The organism is Mesorhizobium shangrilense (assembly GCF_040537815.1).
GTDB classification, from domain to species: Bacteria; Pseudomonadota; Alphaproteobacteria; order Rhizobiales; family Rhizobiaceae; genus Mesorhizobium; species Mesorhizobium shangrilense.
The window spans coordinates 4,867,558-4,884,276 of record NZ_JBEWSZ010000001.1 but is presented as its reverse complement, the minus strand read 5'-3'; the positions used below and the strand labels follow the sequence as shown (position 1 = coordinate 4,884,276).

General features: G+C 64.8%; 12 protein-coding genes. 6 read left to right on the top strand and 6 right to left on the bottom strand.

The genetic code is table 11. The features are described from left to right. Positions 1-4: 4 nt before the first annotated feature. The 3 genes from ABVQ20_RS23540 to ABVQ20_RS23530 form a co-directional block, all read right to left on the bottom strand. On the bottom strand, positions 5-934 hold the full coding sequence (locus tag ABVQ20_RS23540) for a carbohydrate ABC transporter permease (protein WP_354461862.1): 930 nt from the start codon (positions 932-934) through the stop codon (positions 5-7). Between the two features lie 224 nt (positions 935-1,158). Next, entirely contained in the window at positions 1,159-2,418 is a 1,260-nt protein-coding gene (locus ABVQ20_RS23535) for an ABC transporter substrate-binding protein (RefSeq protein WP_354461861.1), read from the bottom strand. 2 nt (positions 2,419-2,420) lie between these two features. Next, on the bottom strand, positions 2,421-3,380 hold the full coding sequence (locus tag ABVQ20_RS23530; RefSeq protein ID WP_354461860.1) for an N-acetylmuramic acid 6-phosphate etherase: 960 nt from the start codon (positions 3,378-3,380) through the stop codon (positions 2,421-2,423). 199 nt (positions 3,381-3,579) lie between these two features. Here ABVQ20_RS23530 and ABVQ20_RS23525 point away from each other — a divergent pair, with 199 nt between their 5' ends. The 6 genes from ABVQ20_RS23525 (at position 3,580) to ABVQ20_RS23500 (ending at position 10,712) form a co-directional block, all read left to right on the top strand. Continuing rightward, positions 3,580-4,458 (top strand): glucosamine kinase nucleotide-binding domain-containing protein, encoded by an 879-nt coding sequence (locus ABVQ20_RS23525; RefSeq protein WP_354461859.1) that lies wholly within the window; start codon positions 3,580-3,582, stop codon positions 4,456-4,458. After that, positions 4,455-5,237 (top strand): GntR family transcriptional regulator, encoded by a 783-nt coding sequence (locus ABVQ20_RS23520; RefSeq protein ID WP_354461858.1) that lies wholly within the window; start codon positions 4,455-4,457, stop codon positions 5,235-5,237. Before ABVQ20_RS23525 ends, ABVQ20_RS23520 begins: the two co-directional genes overlap by 4 nt. 14 nt (positions 5,238-5,251) lie before the next feature. Further along, on the top strand, positions 5,252-6,286 hold the full coding sequence (locus tag ABVQ20_RS23515; protein WP_354462257.1) for an SIS domain-containing protein: 1,035 nt from the start codon (positions 5,252-5,254) through the stop codon (positions 6,284-6,286). After that, complete coding sequence (gene nagA, locus ABVQ20_RS23510) at positions 6,283-7,455, top strand: N-acetylglucosamine-6-phosphate deacetylase (RefSeq protein ID WP_354461857.1); 1,173 nt, start codon at positions 6,283-6,285, stop codon at positions 7,453-7,455. The genes ABVQ20_RS23515 and nagA overlap by 4 nt, the downstream gene beginning before the upstream one ends. Positions 7,456-7,481: 26 nt before the next feature. After that, on the top strand, positions 7,482-8,594 hold the full coding sequence (locus ABVQ20_RS23505; protein ID WP_354461856.1) for an NAD(P)/FAD-dependent oxidoreductase: 1,113 nt from the start codon (positions 7,482-7,484) through the stop codon (positions 8,592-8,594). Positions 8,595-8,669: 75 nt separating this feature from the next. Continuing rightward, the gene (locus ABVQ20_RS23500) at positions 8,670-10,712 is read left to right on the top strand and encodes an ABC transporter ATP-binding protein/permease (protein WP_354462256.1); all 2,043 of its coding nucleotides are present in this window, start codon (positions 8,670-8,672) and stop codon (positions 10,710-10,712) included. Positions 10,713-10,825: 113 nt separating this feature from the next. Here the strand turns inward: ABVQ20_RS23500 and ABVQ20_RS23495 are convergent, their stop codons facing one another. The 3 genes from ABVQ20_RS23495 to ABVQ20_RS23485 form a co-directional block, all read right to left on the bottom strand. Further along, a complete protein-coding gene (locus tag ABVQ20_RS23495) occupies positions 10,826-12,340 on the bottom strand; it encodes a malonate--CoA ligase (RefSeq protein WP_354461855.1) in 1,515 nt (504 codons plus the stop codon). A gap of 52 nt (positions 12,341-12,392) precedes the next feature. Beyond that, on the bottom strand, positions 12,393-13,070 hold the full coding sequence (rpe, locus tag ABVQ20_RS23490) for a ribulose-phosphate 3-epimerase (RefSeq protein ID WP_354461854.1): 678 nt from the start codon (positions 13,068-13,070) through the stop codon (positions 12,393-12,395). 291 nt (positions 13,071-13,361) lie between these two features. Then, positions 13,362-16,712 (bottom strand): DUF7929 domain-containing protein, encoded by a 3,351-nt coding sequence (locus ABVQ20_RS23485; protein WP_354461853.1) that lies wholly within the window; start codon positions 16,710-16,712, stop codon positions 13,362-13,364. Positions 16,713-16,719: the final 7 nt, after the last annotated feature.

Genomic DNA, 16,719 nt, shown 5'->3' with positions numbered 1-16,719 from the left:
CTCCTCAGAACTGGTAGCGACGCAGGCGCGTCTGCACGAGGAACAGGTAGACGCAGACGCCGCCGAGGATGATCAGGAACATCATCGTGGCGATCGCAGCGCCCATGTTGGGATCGCCGACCTGCAACTGGAAGCCGAAGAAGGCGCGGTAGAGGAAGGTGCCGAGAATATCGGTCGAATAGTTCGGCCCGGCGAGCGCCCCTTGCGCGGTGTAGATCAGGTCGAAGGCATTGAAATTGCCGACGAAGGTGAGGATCGAGATGATGCCGATCGACGGCAGGATCAGCGGCAGCTTGATCTTCCAGAATTGCGACATGCCGGTGATCCCGTCGCATTCAGCCGCCTCGATCACCTCTTCGGGGATCGACAGCAGCGCGGCGTAGATCAGCATCATCGGGATGCCGACGAACTGCCACACCGAGATCAGGCTGAGCGCGGTCAGCGCATATTGCTCCTTGCCCAGCCATGGCGTGAACAGGCTTTTCAGGCCGACAAGATCAAGCATATGCGGCGCCACGCCCCACAGCGGCGACAGGATCAGCTTCCAGGCGAAGCCGACGATGACGAAGGACAGGATCGTCGGCACGAAGATCGCCGTGCGGTAGAAGACGGCGAATCTCAGCCTGGGGCTGGAGAGCAGCGCCGCCAGCATGACGCCGATCGGATTCTGCACCAGCATGTGGATGATGAAGAACCAGGTGTTGTTCCTCAGCGCATTCCAGAAACCCACTGACCAGTTGGGGTCGCCGAACAGGGTGCGGAAGTTTTCCAGTCCGACGAAGACCTGGTGCTGCTCGATGTTGCGAAACAGCGACAGCTGCAGCGTACCAGCCAGCGGCAGGATCATGATCGCCGTATAGACGAGCACGGCCGGCGCCAGGAAGATGCCTATGTGCCAGCGGAACGGTCGTTTCGGTCGTATTTCTGCGGCCATGAGTTCGGTCCCCGCCGTCTCTCGGTTCTAAAGGGTGTGATGGTAGAAAAAGCCTCGATGCAATGCCCGTGTCCGTCCCCGGAGGAGGACAAGGCTTGCGACAAGTCAGCTGGCCTTGCCCGGAGAAGAAGAGGGTAAGGCCGGGAGGCGGTGCCGACAATCGCAATCTGGGATAATCCGGAGCCGGCTGGGCATGCGCCCGGCCGGCTCCGTTGCCTGAAGTCTTACTTAGCCGGCTTGTACCAGCTGTCGAGACCGGTCTGCAGCTTCTTGGCGGCAGCTTCCGGCGTGTCGGTGCCGTTGATGACGTTGGCCGATTCAACCCACGTCTCGTTCTCGAGGTTCGGCGTGCCGCGCGACAGGATCTGGTAGGTCGAGCGGATCGTCGACTTGCACTTGCCGCGCCAGGAGACGAATTCCTGCGCCAGCGGGTCTGCCATCTTCACCGGCGAGGAGTTCAGGCTGAAGAAGCCCGGCAGCGCATTGGCGTAGATGGTGGCGAAGTCCGGCGAGGCGACCCAGGACAGGAAGGTCTTGGCCGCATCGGCATTCTTCGATGCTGCATTCAGGCCCATGCCGATATCGGTATGGTCGGAGATGTAGCAGGTGTCGCCGGCCTTCTCGACCGGCGGCCGGAAGGCGCCCATCTTGAACTGGGCCTGCGTGTTGAACAGGCCGATTTCCCATGAGCCGGCCGGGTAGATGGCGGCGCGGCCCAGCGTGAACAGGTTCTGGCTGTCCGGATAGGTCTGTGCTTCGAAGCCGTCGCCCAGATAGGGCTTCCACTTGGCCAGCTCTTCATACGGCGCGACCCAGTCCTTGTCGGTCAGCTTCTGCGTGCCCTTGATCAGGGCCGCGCGGCCGTCCTCGCCCTTCCAGTAGTTCGGGCCGATGTTCTGGTAGCCCATGGTCGCGGCTTCCCACAGATCCTTGGTGCCCATCGCCATCGGGATGTAGGTGCCGTCGGCCTTGATCTTGTCGAGCGCGGCGAAGAACTCGTCGCGGGTCTCCGGCACCTTGATGCCGAGCTTGTCGAAGGCGTCCTTGTTGTAGATGAAGCCGTGGATCACGGAGGCCATCGGCACGCAGAAGCTCGCCTTGCCGTCGTCGGTCTGCCAGGCGGCCTTGGCCACGGGCGAGAAGTTCTCCATGCCGGGCAGCGATGTCAGATCGGCGAGGTTGCCCTTCTTGAACAGTTCAAGCGACTTGTCGAACGGGCGGCAGCTGATCAGGTCGCCCGCCGAGCCGGCGGCGAGCTTGGCGCCAAGTGCTGCGTCATATTCGGTCGGAGCCGATGGTGCGAACACCACCTTGATGCCGGGGTTCTTGGCTTCGAAAGCCGGGATCAGCTTGTCCTTCCAGATGGCAAGGTCGTCGCCGCGCCAGCTTTCGATGTTGAGCGTTACGTCGGCGGCATAGGCCACTCCGGCCGAGCCGAGAATGCTTGTACCGAGAAGAAGTGCCGTCAGTAGTTTCGTTTTCATGCTCAGTCTCCCTGTTGACCTTTTTCAGGTTCGGTTTTGATGAGAACAGGGGTTTTGTGTCCCTTGCTCCCCTCGATCGCGGAAAGGGCGGGCCGCAGCTTCTGGCCGGTCCCTTCCAGTATCTTCTCGGCCGCATCGGCGCTGGCGGCGCCGGCGGCGAGCAGAATGGCTGTCTTGACCGCGCCGCCGCTTTTCTCCAGCAGGCGGGCCGCGTCGTCCTTGCCGCGCCCGCTGATGGCGGCGACGATGCGCGCCGCGCGGTCGCGCAACTTGATATTGTCGGCCATGAGGTTGACCATGTAGCCGTCATGCACATGGCCGAGATGGATGGCGGTCAGCGTCGACAGCATGTTGAGCGCGATCTTCTGGGCGGTGCCGGCACCCATGCGCGTCGAGCCGGCGATCACCTCCGGCGGCGTTTCGAGCAGGATGGCAACGTCTGCCAGCCGCAGCAGCGGCGTGTCCTTGTTGTTGGCGATGCCGATGGTTGCAGCGCCACGGCGTCGCGCGTCCTCGATGGCTCTGACCGCATAGGGTGTCGAGCCGCTGGCGGAGATGGCGATCAGGCAGTCGCCCTCGCCGATGCCGGCGTTGGCAAGGGCAGCCGAGGCTTCGTCGGTATCGTCCTCCGGGCCACCGGCAAGTGTCTTGAAGGCTTCGTCGCCGCCGGCGATCAGGATGGCGATGCGCTCCCGCTTGATGCCGAAAGTGCCCGGCAGTTCCAGCGCATCGGCCAACGCCATCAGGCCGGAACTGCCGGCGGCGGCGTAAGCGAGCCTGCCACCGCTGTTCAGTCGGTTCGCGATGACTTCGGCGGCACGGGCAATGGCCGGAATGGCGCCGCGCACGGCCTTGGCGGCCTCGATCTGCGCATCGGCGAGCGAGGAAAGGATGGCGTCCGGAGCCTGGATATCCAGACCCCTGGCATTCTGGTGAAGCGCTTCTGTGCGCGTTTCGGCCATCCCATTTCCTCCAACCTCGGAAACAATACCAAAAAAATACCACTTGTCCACATGCATTAACGGATTCGCGGTCCAGAAATCAGTGAGCCGACGAAATGCGTAGGTTTTTCAATAAAATACGCCTTAATCTTTTTGAAACGGAAATTAATCCTTGGCTATTGGTATTTTATTGGTATTATCAAGCCGGAGGAGAAATCGCGTGAATTTCGTGCTCGGTATCGATGGCGGCGGCACCAGCTGCAGGGCCGCCCTGGCAACGGCGGACGGCACGGTCGTCGGCCGCGCCAAAAGCGGCGCCGCCAATATCCGCACTGACCTCACCGGCGCCAGGACGAACATCGTCGAGGCGGCGCGGCAGGCATTCATCGCCGCCGGCCAGGATCCGGACTTGATCCCGCAAACCCCCGCCATTCTCGGCCTCGCCGGCGCCAATGTCGGCACCTACCGGCAGCAGCTCGAAGCAATCCTGCCGTTCAGCATCAGCCGCGTCGAGACCGATGCCGAGATCGCGCTGGAAGGCGCGGTTGGTTCCGGTGATGGCGCGATGGCGATCCTGGGCACCGGCACCGCCTACATGGCGCGCAAGAATGGCCAGTCGCGGGCGATCGGCGGCTGGGGGTTCCAGGTCGGCGACCAGGGCAGCGGCGCCCGCATTGGCCGCGACCTTCTGGAGCAGACGTTGCTTGCCTATGACGGCGTCCGCGAAGGTTCGCCTCTGACCGACAGCATGCTCGCCGTTTTCCGCAACAATCCGGAGGACGTTGTCGAATTCACCACAAATGCCAAGCCCGGCGACTTCGGCGGCTTCGCGCCAAAGGTCTTCGAGCACGCGGCGAAGGGCGACAGCGTCGCCAACTGGATCGTCGACAAGTCGATCGCCGATGTCGAAGCCTCGCTTGGCGCGCTCGATCTTGCTGGCGATGCGCCGCTCTGCCTGCTTGGCGGGCTGGCGCCGCTTTACGCGCCGCGCCTGTCGGTACGCTACCAGGCGCTGCTGAAGCCGCCGCTCGACGATGCACTGGGCGGCGCGGTACAGATGGCGGCCCGTCTTTTCGCCAGGGCGGAGGCGGCTCGATGAGCGATGCCGCAGACCAGATCTTCGCCACGCTGAAACAATCGTCGCAGAGCGGCGCACCGCTCTATCTGCAGCTGCGCAAGAGCATCGAGGACGCCGTCAATCGCGGCCTGATCGGGCCGGGCGATGCACTGCCCTCCGAACGTGACATCGCCACCAAGGCCGACATTTCGCGCGTCACCGTGCGCAAGGCGGTGCAAGACCTCGTCAAGGGCGGCATCCTGGTCCAGCGCCATGGCTCCGGCACCTTCGTGGCGCCGCGCATGGAACGCGTCGAGCAGTCGCTGTCGCGGCTGACCTCCTTCACCGAGGACATGGCGCGGCGCGGCATGGCGGTGCGTTCGGCCTGGCTCGACCGTGGCCTTTACGCGCCTTCGCCAGACGAGATGATGGTGCTCGGCCTGTCGTCCAGCGAACTCGTGGCGCGCGTCGCGCGCCTGCGCATCGCCAACGACACGCCGCTGGCGATCGAACGCGCCTCGCTGTCGGCCAGCGTGCTGCCCGATCCGGCGGGGATCGGCTCCTCGCTCTACGCGGCGCTGGAGTTGACCGGCAACCGGCCGGTGCGGGCGGTGCAGCGCATTTCCGCCGCCAATCTCGGCGATGGTGACGCACGCCTGCTCGAAGTGCCGCCCGGCATTGCCGGCCTGCACATCGAACGTATTTCCTATCTGGCGAGCGGCAAGGTGATAGAATTCACCCGCTCGATCTACAGGGGCGACGCCTATGATTTCGTCGCCGAACTGCGGCTGACAGGGCCGAGCGAAGAGGGCCGACCATGAGTGCAGTGCCGACAATGTCGACAGAAATGACCCATATGCGACGCGAGATCGAAGAGATCCCGGAGGCCGTCGCCCGCCTGCTCGACGGGTCAGGGGCGGCACTGACGGAGGCCGGTCGCGGCATCCGCGAACGTGACCCGCACTTCGTCGTCACCGTGGCGCGCGGCTCCTCTGACCATGCCGCAACCTTCATGAAATATGCCGTCGAACTCACCGCCGGCCTCGCGGTCGCGTCGGTCGGCCCGTCGATCGCCTCGATCTATGGCGCCAAGCTCAGGCTCAACGGTTCCGCTTGCCTGGCGATCTCGCAGTCGGGCAAGAGCCCGGACATCGTCGCCATGGCAGAAGCGGCGAAGGCAGGCGGCGCATTGACAGTCGCCATCACCAACACCGCCGACTCCCCGCTGGCACGCGCTTGCGACTATTCCATCGACATCCTGGCCGGACCCGAGCGCAGCGTCGCGGCGACCAAAACCTTCATCAATTCCGCCGTCGCCGGCCTCGCCTTGATGGCGCACTCCACCGGCGATGATGCGCTGCTGGCCGCCCTTGCCCGCTTGCCCGAGCACTTCGGCAAGGCGATCGCCTGCGACTGGATGAGCGTGCTGGCCGAGACGATCGAGAAGCAGAAGTCGCTGTTCATCCTGGGCCGCGGCCCGTCGGCGGCGATGGCCAACGAGGCGGCGCTGAAGTTCAAGGAGACCTGCGGCATGCATGCCGAGGCCTATAGCGCCGCCGAAGTCATGCATGGCCCGCTGGCGCTGATCGGCCCGGACTTTCCGGTGCTGGCGCTGGCCGCCCGCGACGCTTCCGAACCGTCCGTCGCCGAGGCCGCCGACAGCCTCGCGGCCAAGGGCGCACCGGTGTTCGTCACCTCCGCGCTTGCCAATCGCGCCACGCGCCTGCCGCATGTCGCCACCGGCCACCCGTTGACCGATCCGCTGACGCTGATCGTCTCCTTCTACATGTTCGTCGAGGCCTTCGCCCGCCATCGCGGCCTCGATCCGGACGCGCCGCGCAATCTTCGCAAGGTGACGGAAACAGTATGAGCGATCGTTTTGCCCTGACTGGCGCCCGCATTTTCGACGGCGACGATTGGCATGAAGACCACGCGCTTGTCGTGCGCGATGGCCTCGTCGAGGCCATCTTGCCTGCCGGCGCTGTCCCCTCCGATATCAGCAAGGTCGACACCGGCGGCGGCATCCTTGCACCCGGCTTCGTCGACCTGCAGGTCAATGGCGGCGGTGGCGTCATGCTCAACGACCATCCAGACGTTGCCTCGATCGAAACCATCTGCCGGGCACATGCGCCCTTCGGCACGACGGCGCTGCTGCCGACGCTGATCACGGACACGCCGGAGATCACCGCTGCAGCGATTGCCGCCGGGGCGCAAGCCGCGCGGCTGAAGGTGCCGGGCTTCCTTGGCCTGCATCTCGAAGGCCCGCATCTGTCGATCGCCCGCAAGGGCGCGCATGATCCGAAGCTGATCAGGCCGATGACGGATGCCGACCAGGCGGCGCTGATCGCCGCGCGCCAACAGCTGCCGGTGCTGCTGACGACGATCGCGCCCGAATCCGTCGACCCTGCCCGCGTTGCCGTCCTGGCCAAGGCGGGCGTTGTCGTCAGCCTCGGCCATTCGGATACCGGCTATGCCAGCGCGCGCGACTTCGCCGATGCCGGGGCATCGATGGTCACCCATCTGTTCAACGCCATGAGCCAGATCGGCAACCGTGAGCCGGGGCTTGCGGGTGCTGCGATCGATATCGGCACCCTGTCGGCCGGCATCATCGCTGACGGCATCCATGTCGACCCCGCCACCATGGCGATCGCCTTGCGTGCCAAGCAGGGGCCGGCGAAAATTGTCCTGGTCACCGACGCCATGGCGACGATCGGCACCGACATGACCTCGTTCACGCTGAACGGCCGCACCGTTTTCCGCAAGGATGGCACCTTGCGGCTGGCCGACGGCACGCTGGCCGGCGCCGACCTCGACATGATATCGGCGGTGCGCTTCGTCCACCGCGTCATCGGCCTCGATCTCGACGAGGCGTTGCGCATGGCCTCGCTCTATCCGGCGCAGGCGATCGGCCAGTCGCATCGGCTCGGGCGGTTCGCCAACGGCACCGCCGCCGACATCGTTGCGCTGTCGGATGACCTCGACGTCAAGGGCGTCTGGATCGACGGCGCCAGTGTTTTCGAAGCGGGCGCGAAGATCTAGGATCGGCCGCTCCGGGGAAACAGCCCATGCACGAAGTCGACTGCGTTGTCGCCGGGGCGGGTGTCGTGGGCCTTGCCGTCGCCAGGGCGCTCGCTGTGTCCGGGCGCTCGGTGCTGGTGGTTGAAAAGACCGATGCCATCGGCACCGGCACAAGCGCGCGCAACTCCGAAGTCATCCACGCCGGTATCTATTATGCGCCGGGAAGCCTGAAGGCCCGGCTTTGCGTTGAAGGGCGCGAACGGCTCTACGCCTACTGCCGCGACCGCAACATCGGCCATGCGCGCACCGGCAAGCTGATCGTCGCCGTCGAGCCCGTGCAACTCGACAAGCTGTCGGCGATCCGGACCAATGCGGAACGCTCCGGCGTAACCGACCTCGAATTGCTGACACGGGCGCAGGCTCAAAGCCTCGAACCCGCGCTGAACTGCGCCGGCGCATTGCTGTCCCCGTCTACCGGCATCATCGACGGCCACGCACTGATGCTGTCGCTGCGCGGCGATGCGGAAGCAGCCGGCGCTTCATTTGCGTTCCTCACCACCGTTACCGGCGCCACAGCCACACCCGACGGGATCGAAATCCGCACGCAGGATGCCGATGGCGAGCCCTTCGCGCTGCAGGCCGGTGCCTTGATCAACGCCGCTGGCCTCGACGCACAGGCTTTGGCTGGTCGTATCGAGGGCTTTCCGCAAAACCGCATTCCGCGCTTGTGGCTGGCGCGCGGGAATTATTTTGCCCTTTCGGGCCGTTCGCCTTTTTCCCGGCTGATCTATCCGGTCCCGGTCGATGGCGGGCTCGGCGTGCATCTGACCCTCGACCTTGGCGGCAGCGCGCGCTTCGGTCCGGATGTCGAATGGGTCGACAGCGTGGACTACACGGTCGACCCCGTTCGAAGCGCGGTCTTCTACGATGAGATCAGGCGCTATTGGCCCGATCTTGCCGCCGGTGCCCTGCTGCCCGCCTACGCCGGCATCAGGCCGAAACTCTCCGGTCCCGGCCAGTCGGCCGCCGATTTCATGGTGCAGGGGCCTGCCGATCATGGCGCCGGCCGGATCGTCAATCTGTTCGGCATTGAAAGCCCTGGCCTGACGGCGAGCCTGGCGATCGCCGACCATGTCGTCGATCTGCTGTACCCTGAATGACGGGCGCTGTTGGGCGCGCTTTCATCTCAAGCGGACGTTATGAAACCTTTTGATTTTGAGGTCGTTATCGGGCGTATGTCCGAGGCGAAATCCAAAATGAAACCGGCCGACCGCATCGAGCCGCGCGGCGCCCTGAAGCCGCGTCGAGGACAGCCGCGACGACAAGAGCCACGTGAGGAAAAGTCGCGCGAAAAGAAGGCGTCTACAGTCGAAGCCGCATCGGAGATCGTCGGCGAGGCGGCGCCGCCCCCGGATGCCGTCGAACCCGATTTGGAACTGACGCCCGAGGAGTCCGAACAGGCCCGCAAGAAATACCTGCTGAGGCGCTTCTGGATGAGCGGGCGAGGTTATTGGGCCCGGCACGGCGACAGGCTCGCCTGGCCGTTGACGCTCGGGCTGCTGATCCTGATCGGCATCAATGTCGGCTTCCAATACGGGATCAATGTCTGGAACCGCGCGATTTTCGACGCCATTGAGAAGCGCGACGCCCACACCGTCTATGTCCTGAGCGCAGTGTTTGTGCCGCTCATGCTCGGAAGCATGAGCCTTGTCGTTGCACAGGTCTACCTGCGCATGACAATGCAGCGCCGCTGGCGGTCCTGGCTGACCACTTCGGTCATAGCGCGCTGGCTGGCCAGCGGCCGCTACTATCAGTTGAACCTCGTGAAAGGCGACCACCAGAACCCCGAGGCCCGCCTGTCGGACGATCTGCGGGTCGCCACCGAGTCGCCCGTCGATTTCGTCGCAGGCGTCATTTCCGCTTTCCTGTCGGCCTCGACCTTCATCGTGGTGCTGTGGACGATCGGCGGCGCGCTCACCTTGCCGATCGGCGGCTCAACCGTCACCGTTCCCGGCTTCCTCGTCATTACCGCGGTGTTCTATGCCGCGATCACCTCCACCTCGATGTTCATCATCGGCCGCGATTTTGTCCAGCTCTCCGAGAAGAAGAACCAGGCGGAAGCCGAATTCCGCTACGTGCTGACGCGCGTGCGTGAAAACGGCGAGAGCATCGCCTTGCTTGGCGGCGAGGAAGAGGAGAGTAGCGGCCTCGACAAGACCTTTGCCAGCGTGCTCAAGCGATGGGCGCAGCTGACCGGCCAGCACATGCGCACGGCGCTGGTCTCGCAGGGCTCCAGCCTGTTCGCGCCGGTCGTACCGGTTCTGCTGTGCGCGCCAAAATTCCTTGAAGGCTCGATGTCGCTCGGCCAGGTCATGCAGGCCGCCTCCGCCTTCGCCATCGTTCAGGGCGCATTCGGCTGGTTGGTCGACAACTACCCGCGTCTGGCCGACTGGAACGCCTCCGCACACCGCGCCGCCTCGCTGATGATGTCGCTCGACGGGCTGGAGCGCGCCGAAAAGAGCGACGATCTGGGACGCATCAAGCATGGTGAGACCGAGGGCGACGCGATGCTCTCCCTCGACAATCTCTCGGTGACGCTCGACGACGGCACCTCCATGGTCAAGGAGACCGAGGTGGTGATCGAACCCGGTGAGCGGGTGCTGGTGTCCGGCGAATCCGGCTCGGGCAAATCGACACTGGTGCGGGCGATCGCCGGCCTGTGGCCTTGGGGGAGCGGCAGCGTCAATTTCCACCCCGACAAACGACTGTTCATGCTCCCGCAGCGCCCCTACATCCCCTCGGGCACGCTGCGCCGCGCGGTCGCCTATCCCGCGGCGGCCGAGAAGTGGACGGTCAAACGGATCAAGGCTGCCCTCGACAAGGTCGGCCTCGGCCATCTCGCCGACCGGATCAAGGATGAAGCGCCATGGGACCAGACGCTATCGGGTGGCGAGAAACAGCGCCTCGCCTTCGCGCGCCTGCTGCTGCATAGTCCCGACATCGTCGTGCTGGATGAAGCGACCTCGGCCCTCGATGAAAAGAGCCAGGACCGGTTGATGGAAACGGTGATCCGTGAATTGCCTGATATCACCATGATCAGCGTGGCACACCGCGCCGAGCTGGAAGCCTTCCACACGCGAAAGATCACGCTCGAGCGGCGCAAGGGCGGCGCAAAATTGGTCAGCGATATCGACCTCATCGCGCGCAAACGCAGCCTGTTGAAGCGCGCCTTGTGGGGGTCCGGCACTCGGGTCGAAAGGCCGCGCAAGCTGGAGTAAGGTGGCGCTGTCCGAGAGCAATTCCAGGAAAGCGTGACGCGGTTTCCGTCCGGAATTGCGTCAACAAAAGACAGGGAGCGGTTCGCCGTTTCCCGGAAACAGCGAACCGCTAGCTAGGACGCGTAGAGATCCTTGTATGCATCGCGCAGGAGGTTCTTCTGCACCTTGCCCATCGTGTTGCGCGGCAACTCGTCGACGAAGATCACGCGCTTCGGATGCTTGTACTTGGCCACCCGTTCCGTGATGGCGCCGAGGATTTCGGCGGCGGTGATCGTCGAGGCCGGCGACCGGACGACGACGGCGGTGACGCCTTCGCCGAAATCCGGATGGGTAACGCCAATGACCGCGCTTTCGCTGACGCCGTCGAGCGCGTCGATCTCGCTCTCCAGTTCCTTCGGGTAGATGTTGTAGCCGCCGGAAATGATCAGGTCCTTGCCGCGCCCGACGATGTGGACATAGCCATCGGCGTCGATCATGCCGAGATCGCCGGTGATGAAGAAGCCGTCGCCGCGAAACTCGGCCCGGGTCTTTTCCGGCATGCGCCAATAGCCGCCGAAGACGTTCGGGCCCTTCACCTCGATCATGCCGATCTCGCCTTGGGCAAGCGTCCCGCCGCCGTCGGGATCGGCGATGCGCAGCGACACCCCAGGCAAGGGAAAGCCGACCGTGCCGGCACGCCGTTCGCCCTCATAGGGGTTCGACGTGTTCATGTTGGTCTCGGTCATGCCGTAGCGCTCGAGGATGGCGTGGCCGGTGCGCTCACGCCATGCGTTGTGCGTTTCCGCCAACAACGGCGCCGATCCGGAAATGAACAGCCGGATGGTCTTTGTCGATTCGTGATTCAGGCCGTCCTGCTGCAGCAGGCGCACATAGAAGGTCGGCACGCCCATCAGCGTGGTGGCGCGCGGCAGCAGCGAGACGATGCGGGCCGGGTCGAATTTCTGCTCGAACAGCATGGAGGCGCCGGCCATCAGTGTGACGTTTGTGGCGACGAACAGACCATGCGTGTGGAAGATCGGCAGCGCGTGGACCAGCACGTCGTCGCTCGTGAAGCGCCATTGGTCAACCAGCACCCGCGCGTTCGAAGCAAGGTTCTCATGGCTGAGCATGGCGCCCTTCGAGCGACCGGTCGTTCCCGACGTGTAGAGGATCGCAGCGAGATCGTCCGCGCCCCGCTCGACATCGTGGAAGTTGGAAGACTGCCGCGAGGCCTGGTCCGCCAGCGATCCCCGGCCATTGCGGTCTAGGGTGACCACGATGGCGCCGGATGTCTCGACCAGGCGCCCGATGTCGGCAGCCTTCGCCGGATCGCAGACGATGACTCGTGGCTCGGCATCGCCGAAGAAATATCCGAGCTCCGTCAGCGTATAGGCGGTGTTGAGCGGCAGAAAGACGGCGCCCGCACGCACGCAGGCAAGATAGAGCAGCAGCGCCTCCGGGCTTTTCTCGACCTGGACGGCAACCCGGTCGCCCGGCTCGACATCCAGTTGCAGGAGCGCGTGCGCCAGCTGCGCCGACCGCGCCAGCATATCGCCATAGGTGAGCGAACGCCGGTCATCCGCCTCCAGCAAAAGCCGCTCTGGCGCGGGCATCCGGGAGCGGAAAGCGTCGAACAGGTGGTTGCTCATCATACCCTCCGGCTGCGGGCCGCTACGGCGAGGCTACAGGTGGCGTCGCGCGTCAGCGGGCCGCGTTGTCGGCCGCTGACCGGATCGCCTCGATGTTCGCCCGATACGCCTCGACGCTGTTGCCCTTGAAGACGGCAGCGCCCGCCACCAGGACGTTGGCGCCGGCGGCTGTGACCAAGGGCGCTGTTTCGGCGGAAACGCCGCCGTCGATCTCGATATGGATGGGCCGGCCGCCGATCAGTGCCTTCACCCGCTTCACCTTCTCGACGATGCCGGGAATGAAGGCCTGGCCGCCGAAGCCCGGGTTGACGGTCATGATCAGGATCAGGTCGAGACGGTCGAGCACATATTCGATGGCGCTTTCCGGTGTAGCCGGGTTGAGCGACACGCCGGCCTTCTTGCCGAGGTTGCGGATTGTCTGCAACGAGCGGTCGAGATGCGGTCCGGCCTCGGCATGCACCGTCATGCCGTCGCAGCCGGCCTCGGCAAAGGCGGCCAGATAGGGATCGGCCGGCGCAATCATCAGATGGCAGTCGAAGAATGCCTTTGTGCGGTTGCGGATCGCCTTGATCACGGGCGGGCCGAAGGTGATGTTGGGCACGAAATGCCCGTCCATCACGTCCAGATGGATCCAGTCGGCGCCGGCCGCTGCTACTGCTTCGACCTCGTCACCAAGCTTCGAAAAGTCTGACGCCAGCACCGATGGCGCTATCAAGGTTTTCTTGCTCATCGGACGACCTTTCAAGGTGCTTTTGCCTGGGTCGGCAGCCTGATGCATGTCGCCCAAAAGTGCGCAGCGGTTTTGGGACAACGACATGCATGAAGATAGACACTTCAAGCGCGCCGCATGAATCCGTTCAACGCGACGCGCTTTAATGTCCCGGGCGTGACTTGTCGAGTGCCTGACCAACAGACGCTCAGGCGGTGAGCTAGTCGTTGCCGTCTTGGCCCTGGTGGCCAAGGTCCAAAGAAAACCCCGCCGGCGAACCGGCGGGGTGTTGGTCTTCTGAGTTGTGAATGATTACGGCTTCAGCATCAGGTTGTTTCGCGCCGGAGCCTGCTGATCCACCTGCGGCTGGCGCCTTGGCAGCAGGATGTTCGGGTTGAGCAGCAGGCCCGGGTTGATCTCGATCGATGGATTCCGGCGGATCGGAACACAGTCCGGATACCGGCCGGTCGTTCCGGCCGGGCAGAGTCGCCTCACGATCGGCTGGCACTGGCCGTTGATCATCCGCGCGCCGGGTGCACACTTCACCTGAAGCTTGCGGCATGCGCCGTCGATCACCTGGGTCCCGCGTGGGCAGACGCAGGCGTCGCTCTTGCCGCGCACCTGACCGCGGATGTCGCATTGCTGCACGGTCCTGACCGGTACGCAGGCCCTGCCACGCAGTTGCGTGCCATCCGGGCAGACGCAAGCGCCGTCCTGGGTGCGGACCTGGCCACGCAGCAGCGTGCATTGCGTCGGTCTTGGCCGGTCCGGCACGCATGCCCGGTTCTGCCTATGCGTCCCGTCGGGGCAGGTGCAGCTGCCATCCGGTGCCTGCACCGCGCCGCGGATCGTGCACCGCTGCTTGATGATCTGGCAGGCGCCGTTCACCACCACGCCCTGCCGGCAGACGCAGTCGCCATCCAGGTTGCGGTACTGGCCGGGCAGCAAGGTGCACTGGCCCGAGGGTTGCTGCTTGCTCGGCGCGCACCGTCCGTTCCGCAGATCGGTTCCGCGCGGACAGATACATTGCCCGTCGGTGGTCCGGATCTGGCCCGGCAGCAGCACGCAACGCTGCGGGATGGGAAGCGGCAGAAGGTTGATGCCGCCGCCCGATGAGCACTGGCCGTTGCGGAAGCTGGTGCCTTGCGGGCAGACGCAGTTGCCGGCGTCGTTCATCACAAAGCCCGTGGAACATCCCTGCTTCAGCGGATGCGTGATGGTGAAGGGGTGGCAGGCATAGGCTTTGCCGCGCTCGCCCTGCACATTGGTGGCATTGCCTGGGAGCACGTCGCCTCCGCCCTGCACCGGCGTGTCCGGAGGCAGGACGCCGACGCAGTTCTGCCCGTTGACAGTGCCCTGCAGGCTGGCGAGGCGGCCGTCGTCGGGAAGGACCACGCTCACATGGTGGACATGGCTTTCCCCGGCGCCGAGCGACAGGTTGGCGATGCAGGATGCGGGCAGAGTTGCTGGCTCCGGCGAGCAGCCGAAAGGCGGGTCGATCGAGGTGATCGCAACGCCGTCCAGCCGACCCAGGCCATCGACGCCGACCGCGTCACCGATGCGGACCGGACCCGAGAACGCACCTGGCCCATCATTGGTGATGGTGATGGTGAACGAGCAGGGCCGGCCAACCTGGCAGGTGCTGTCGCCGGTCTTCTCGACACGGATGCTGGAGCCGCCGTTTGGATGACGGATGCGTTCCGTGGCGCAGGCCTTGTTGTTGGAGAGGTCGGTTTCACCAGGGATGGGTTTTACCTCGGCGCAGTTCTCGACCGTGTCCGATCGATATCCGGCCGGCATCACCGCCCTGACGACGATCGATGTCGAAGCGCCCGGCACCAGTGTGATGCCGGCATCGTCGCAGCGGAACTGGCCGGGACCGGTCGGCCCGCAGGTCCATGGCGGGGTCGGGCCGAAGGTCGAGGATGCCGGTGCGCCGCCTGGATAGGTGTCGGTCACCGTCAGCGGGCCGCTATAGGTGGCGGTGCCGTTGTTGATGACATCGATCACGAAGGTGCAGACGCCATCGGCCGTGCATACTTCGCCGCGCGCCCGCTTCTTCAGGATCAGGTCGACCTTCTTTTCGACCGGCGGCTGGCAGTCGCGGTCACGATCGCCACGCCGGCAGATCGGGATCGAGGCGCAGCCCCGGTCGTTCTGCTGGCTGCCGAACAGCGGCTTGCCGCTTGCGCCGTAGTCATAGGTGGCGCAGTTGCGCAAGTCGTGGCCCGGCCAGCCCGGAGCCGGTTTGAAGCCGATCTTGAGGTCGACAAAGGCGCCCGGATTAAGCGTGGTCACCGGATAGGTGCAACTCATCGGGCTTGTCGTGGGTGTACAGACCCAGGGTGCATTCGGCCCTGAATCGATGGTCGAACCGGCCGGCAGCGTCACCTCGTCGAGCACGATCTTGCCGTTGTAGGGTGCGGTGCCGACATTGGTGACCCTGATGGTGAAGTCGCAGCCGCCGGCCATCGTGCAACGCGGCACATCGGCATGTTTCTCCACCTTGAGGTCGGGCTCCCTATCGCGTGGCGGACATTTCAGGTCCGGCGGGATGACGATGTCGATCGTCTGCGTGCAACAAAGGCCCCAGCCCTCCTTAGGGCCGGCATAGGAGTTGATGCCGGTGACGATGATGTGGATCGTCTCGCCGGGCGATGCGCCGACGATCTTCCAGTTGAGCACGCCGCCGCCAGCCGGCACCTGCTGCGTGTCGGGGATGATGGTGATGCCCGGCGTCGTCGTCGAAAGCTGTACCCACTTGCCGCCCATCTCCGGTCCGACCGGCATGTGGTAGATGAAGGCGCCGCCGCCGGGTACGCAATCGACCGTGCCTCTTTCGATCTTGAAGCATTCGTGCTGGGGAGGTGGCGGCGGGTTGCACTTGGTGACGTCGATCCTGATCGAGGTCTTGACGCCGGTGAGAATGTTGCCGTCGTCGGGCTTGCCCGGGTCCTGCGACGGGATGATGGTTCCCGCGCCGCCGCCCTTGGCCACCGTGATCATGCCTTGGTTGTCGACAGTGGTCGGCGAGGGAAACGCCGCATGGTCGATCTTGGCGGTGATGCGGAAGTTGATGACGCGCTCGTTGGCGCCGCCAAGGCCGTCGAGATCGGTGGCCGAGATGCGGAAGTCGGAAACACCAGCCGTATCGTTGGGGCTTGCCGAGGTGCTGATCGTGGCAATGGGCAGAGGTCCGCCCGACGAATCCGTGCCGTCGCCGGACACCTGGACATTGACGATCTGCAGGCCGTGCGGAAGCTGGTCCTTGAAGTCGAGCCTGGCGGCTTTCAACGAGGCCACCAGGCTTGGGCTGGCAAAGCTCTGCGGATCGCCGCGCAGGCCGAAGCTCAGCGAATATTCGACATAGTCGCAGCCTCTTTGGCCGCCCGTCTTGGTGAAGAAGGGCACGACCCGGCCCGGTTCCGGATTGATGATGCGGGAGTTGTCGAGATCGAGGCCGGGATCAGGGTTGGCTGCCTGGTTGGTCTTGGCCGCGAGGTCTTCGGTGAAGCCCGGCGTGGGGCCGAGCATGGCGACCGCGATACCGGCCGCCATCAGCCAGCGCGAACCGCGCCTGGCATATGACAGGGGTTTCATGATGGTCTCCATGACGGTTGGTCGGGTGCTCGTCGCGAGCGGGGACAGGGCAAGAATGGTCATCTTTCCC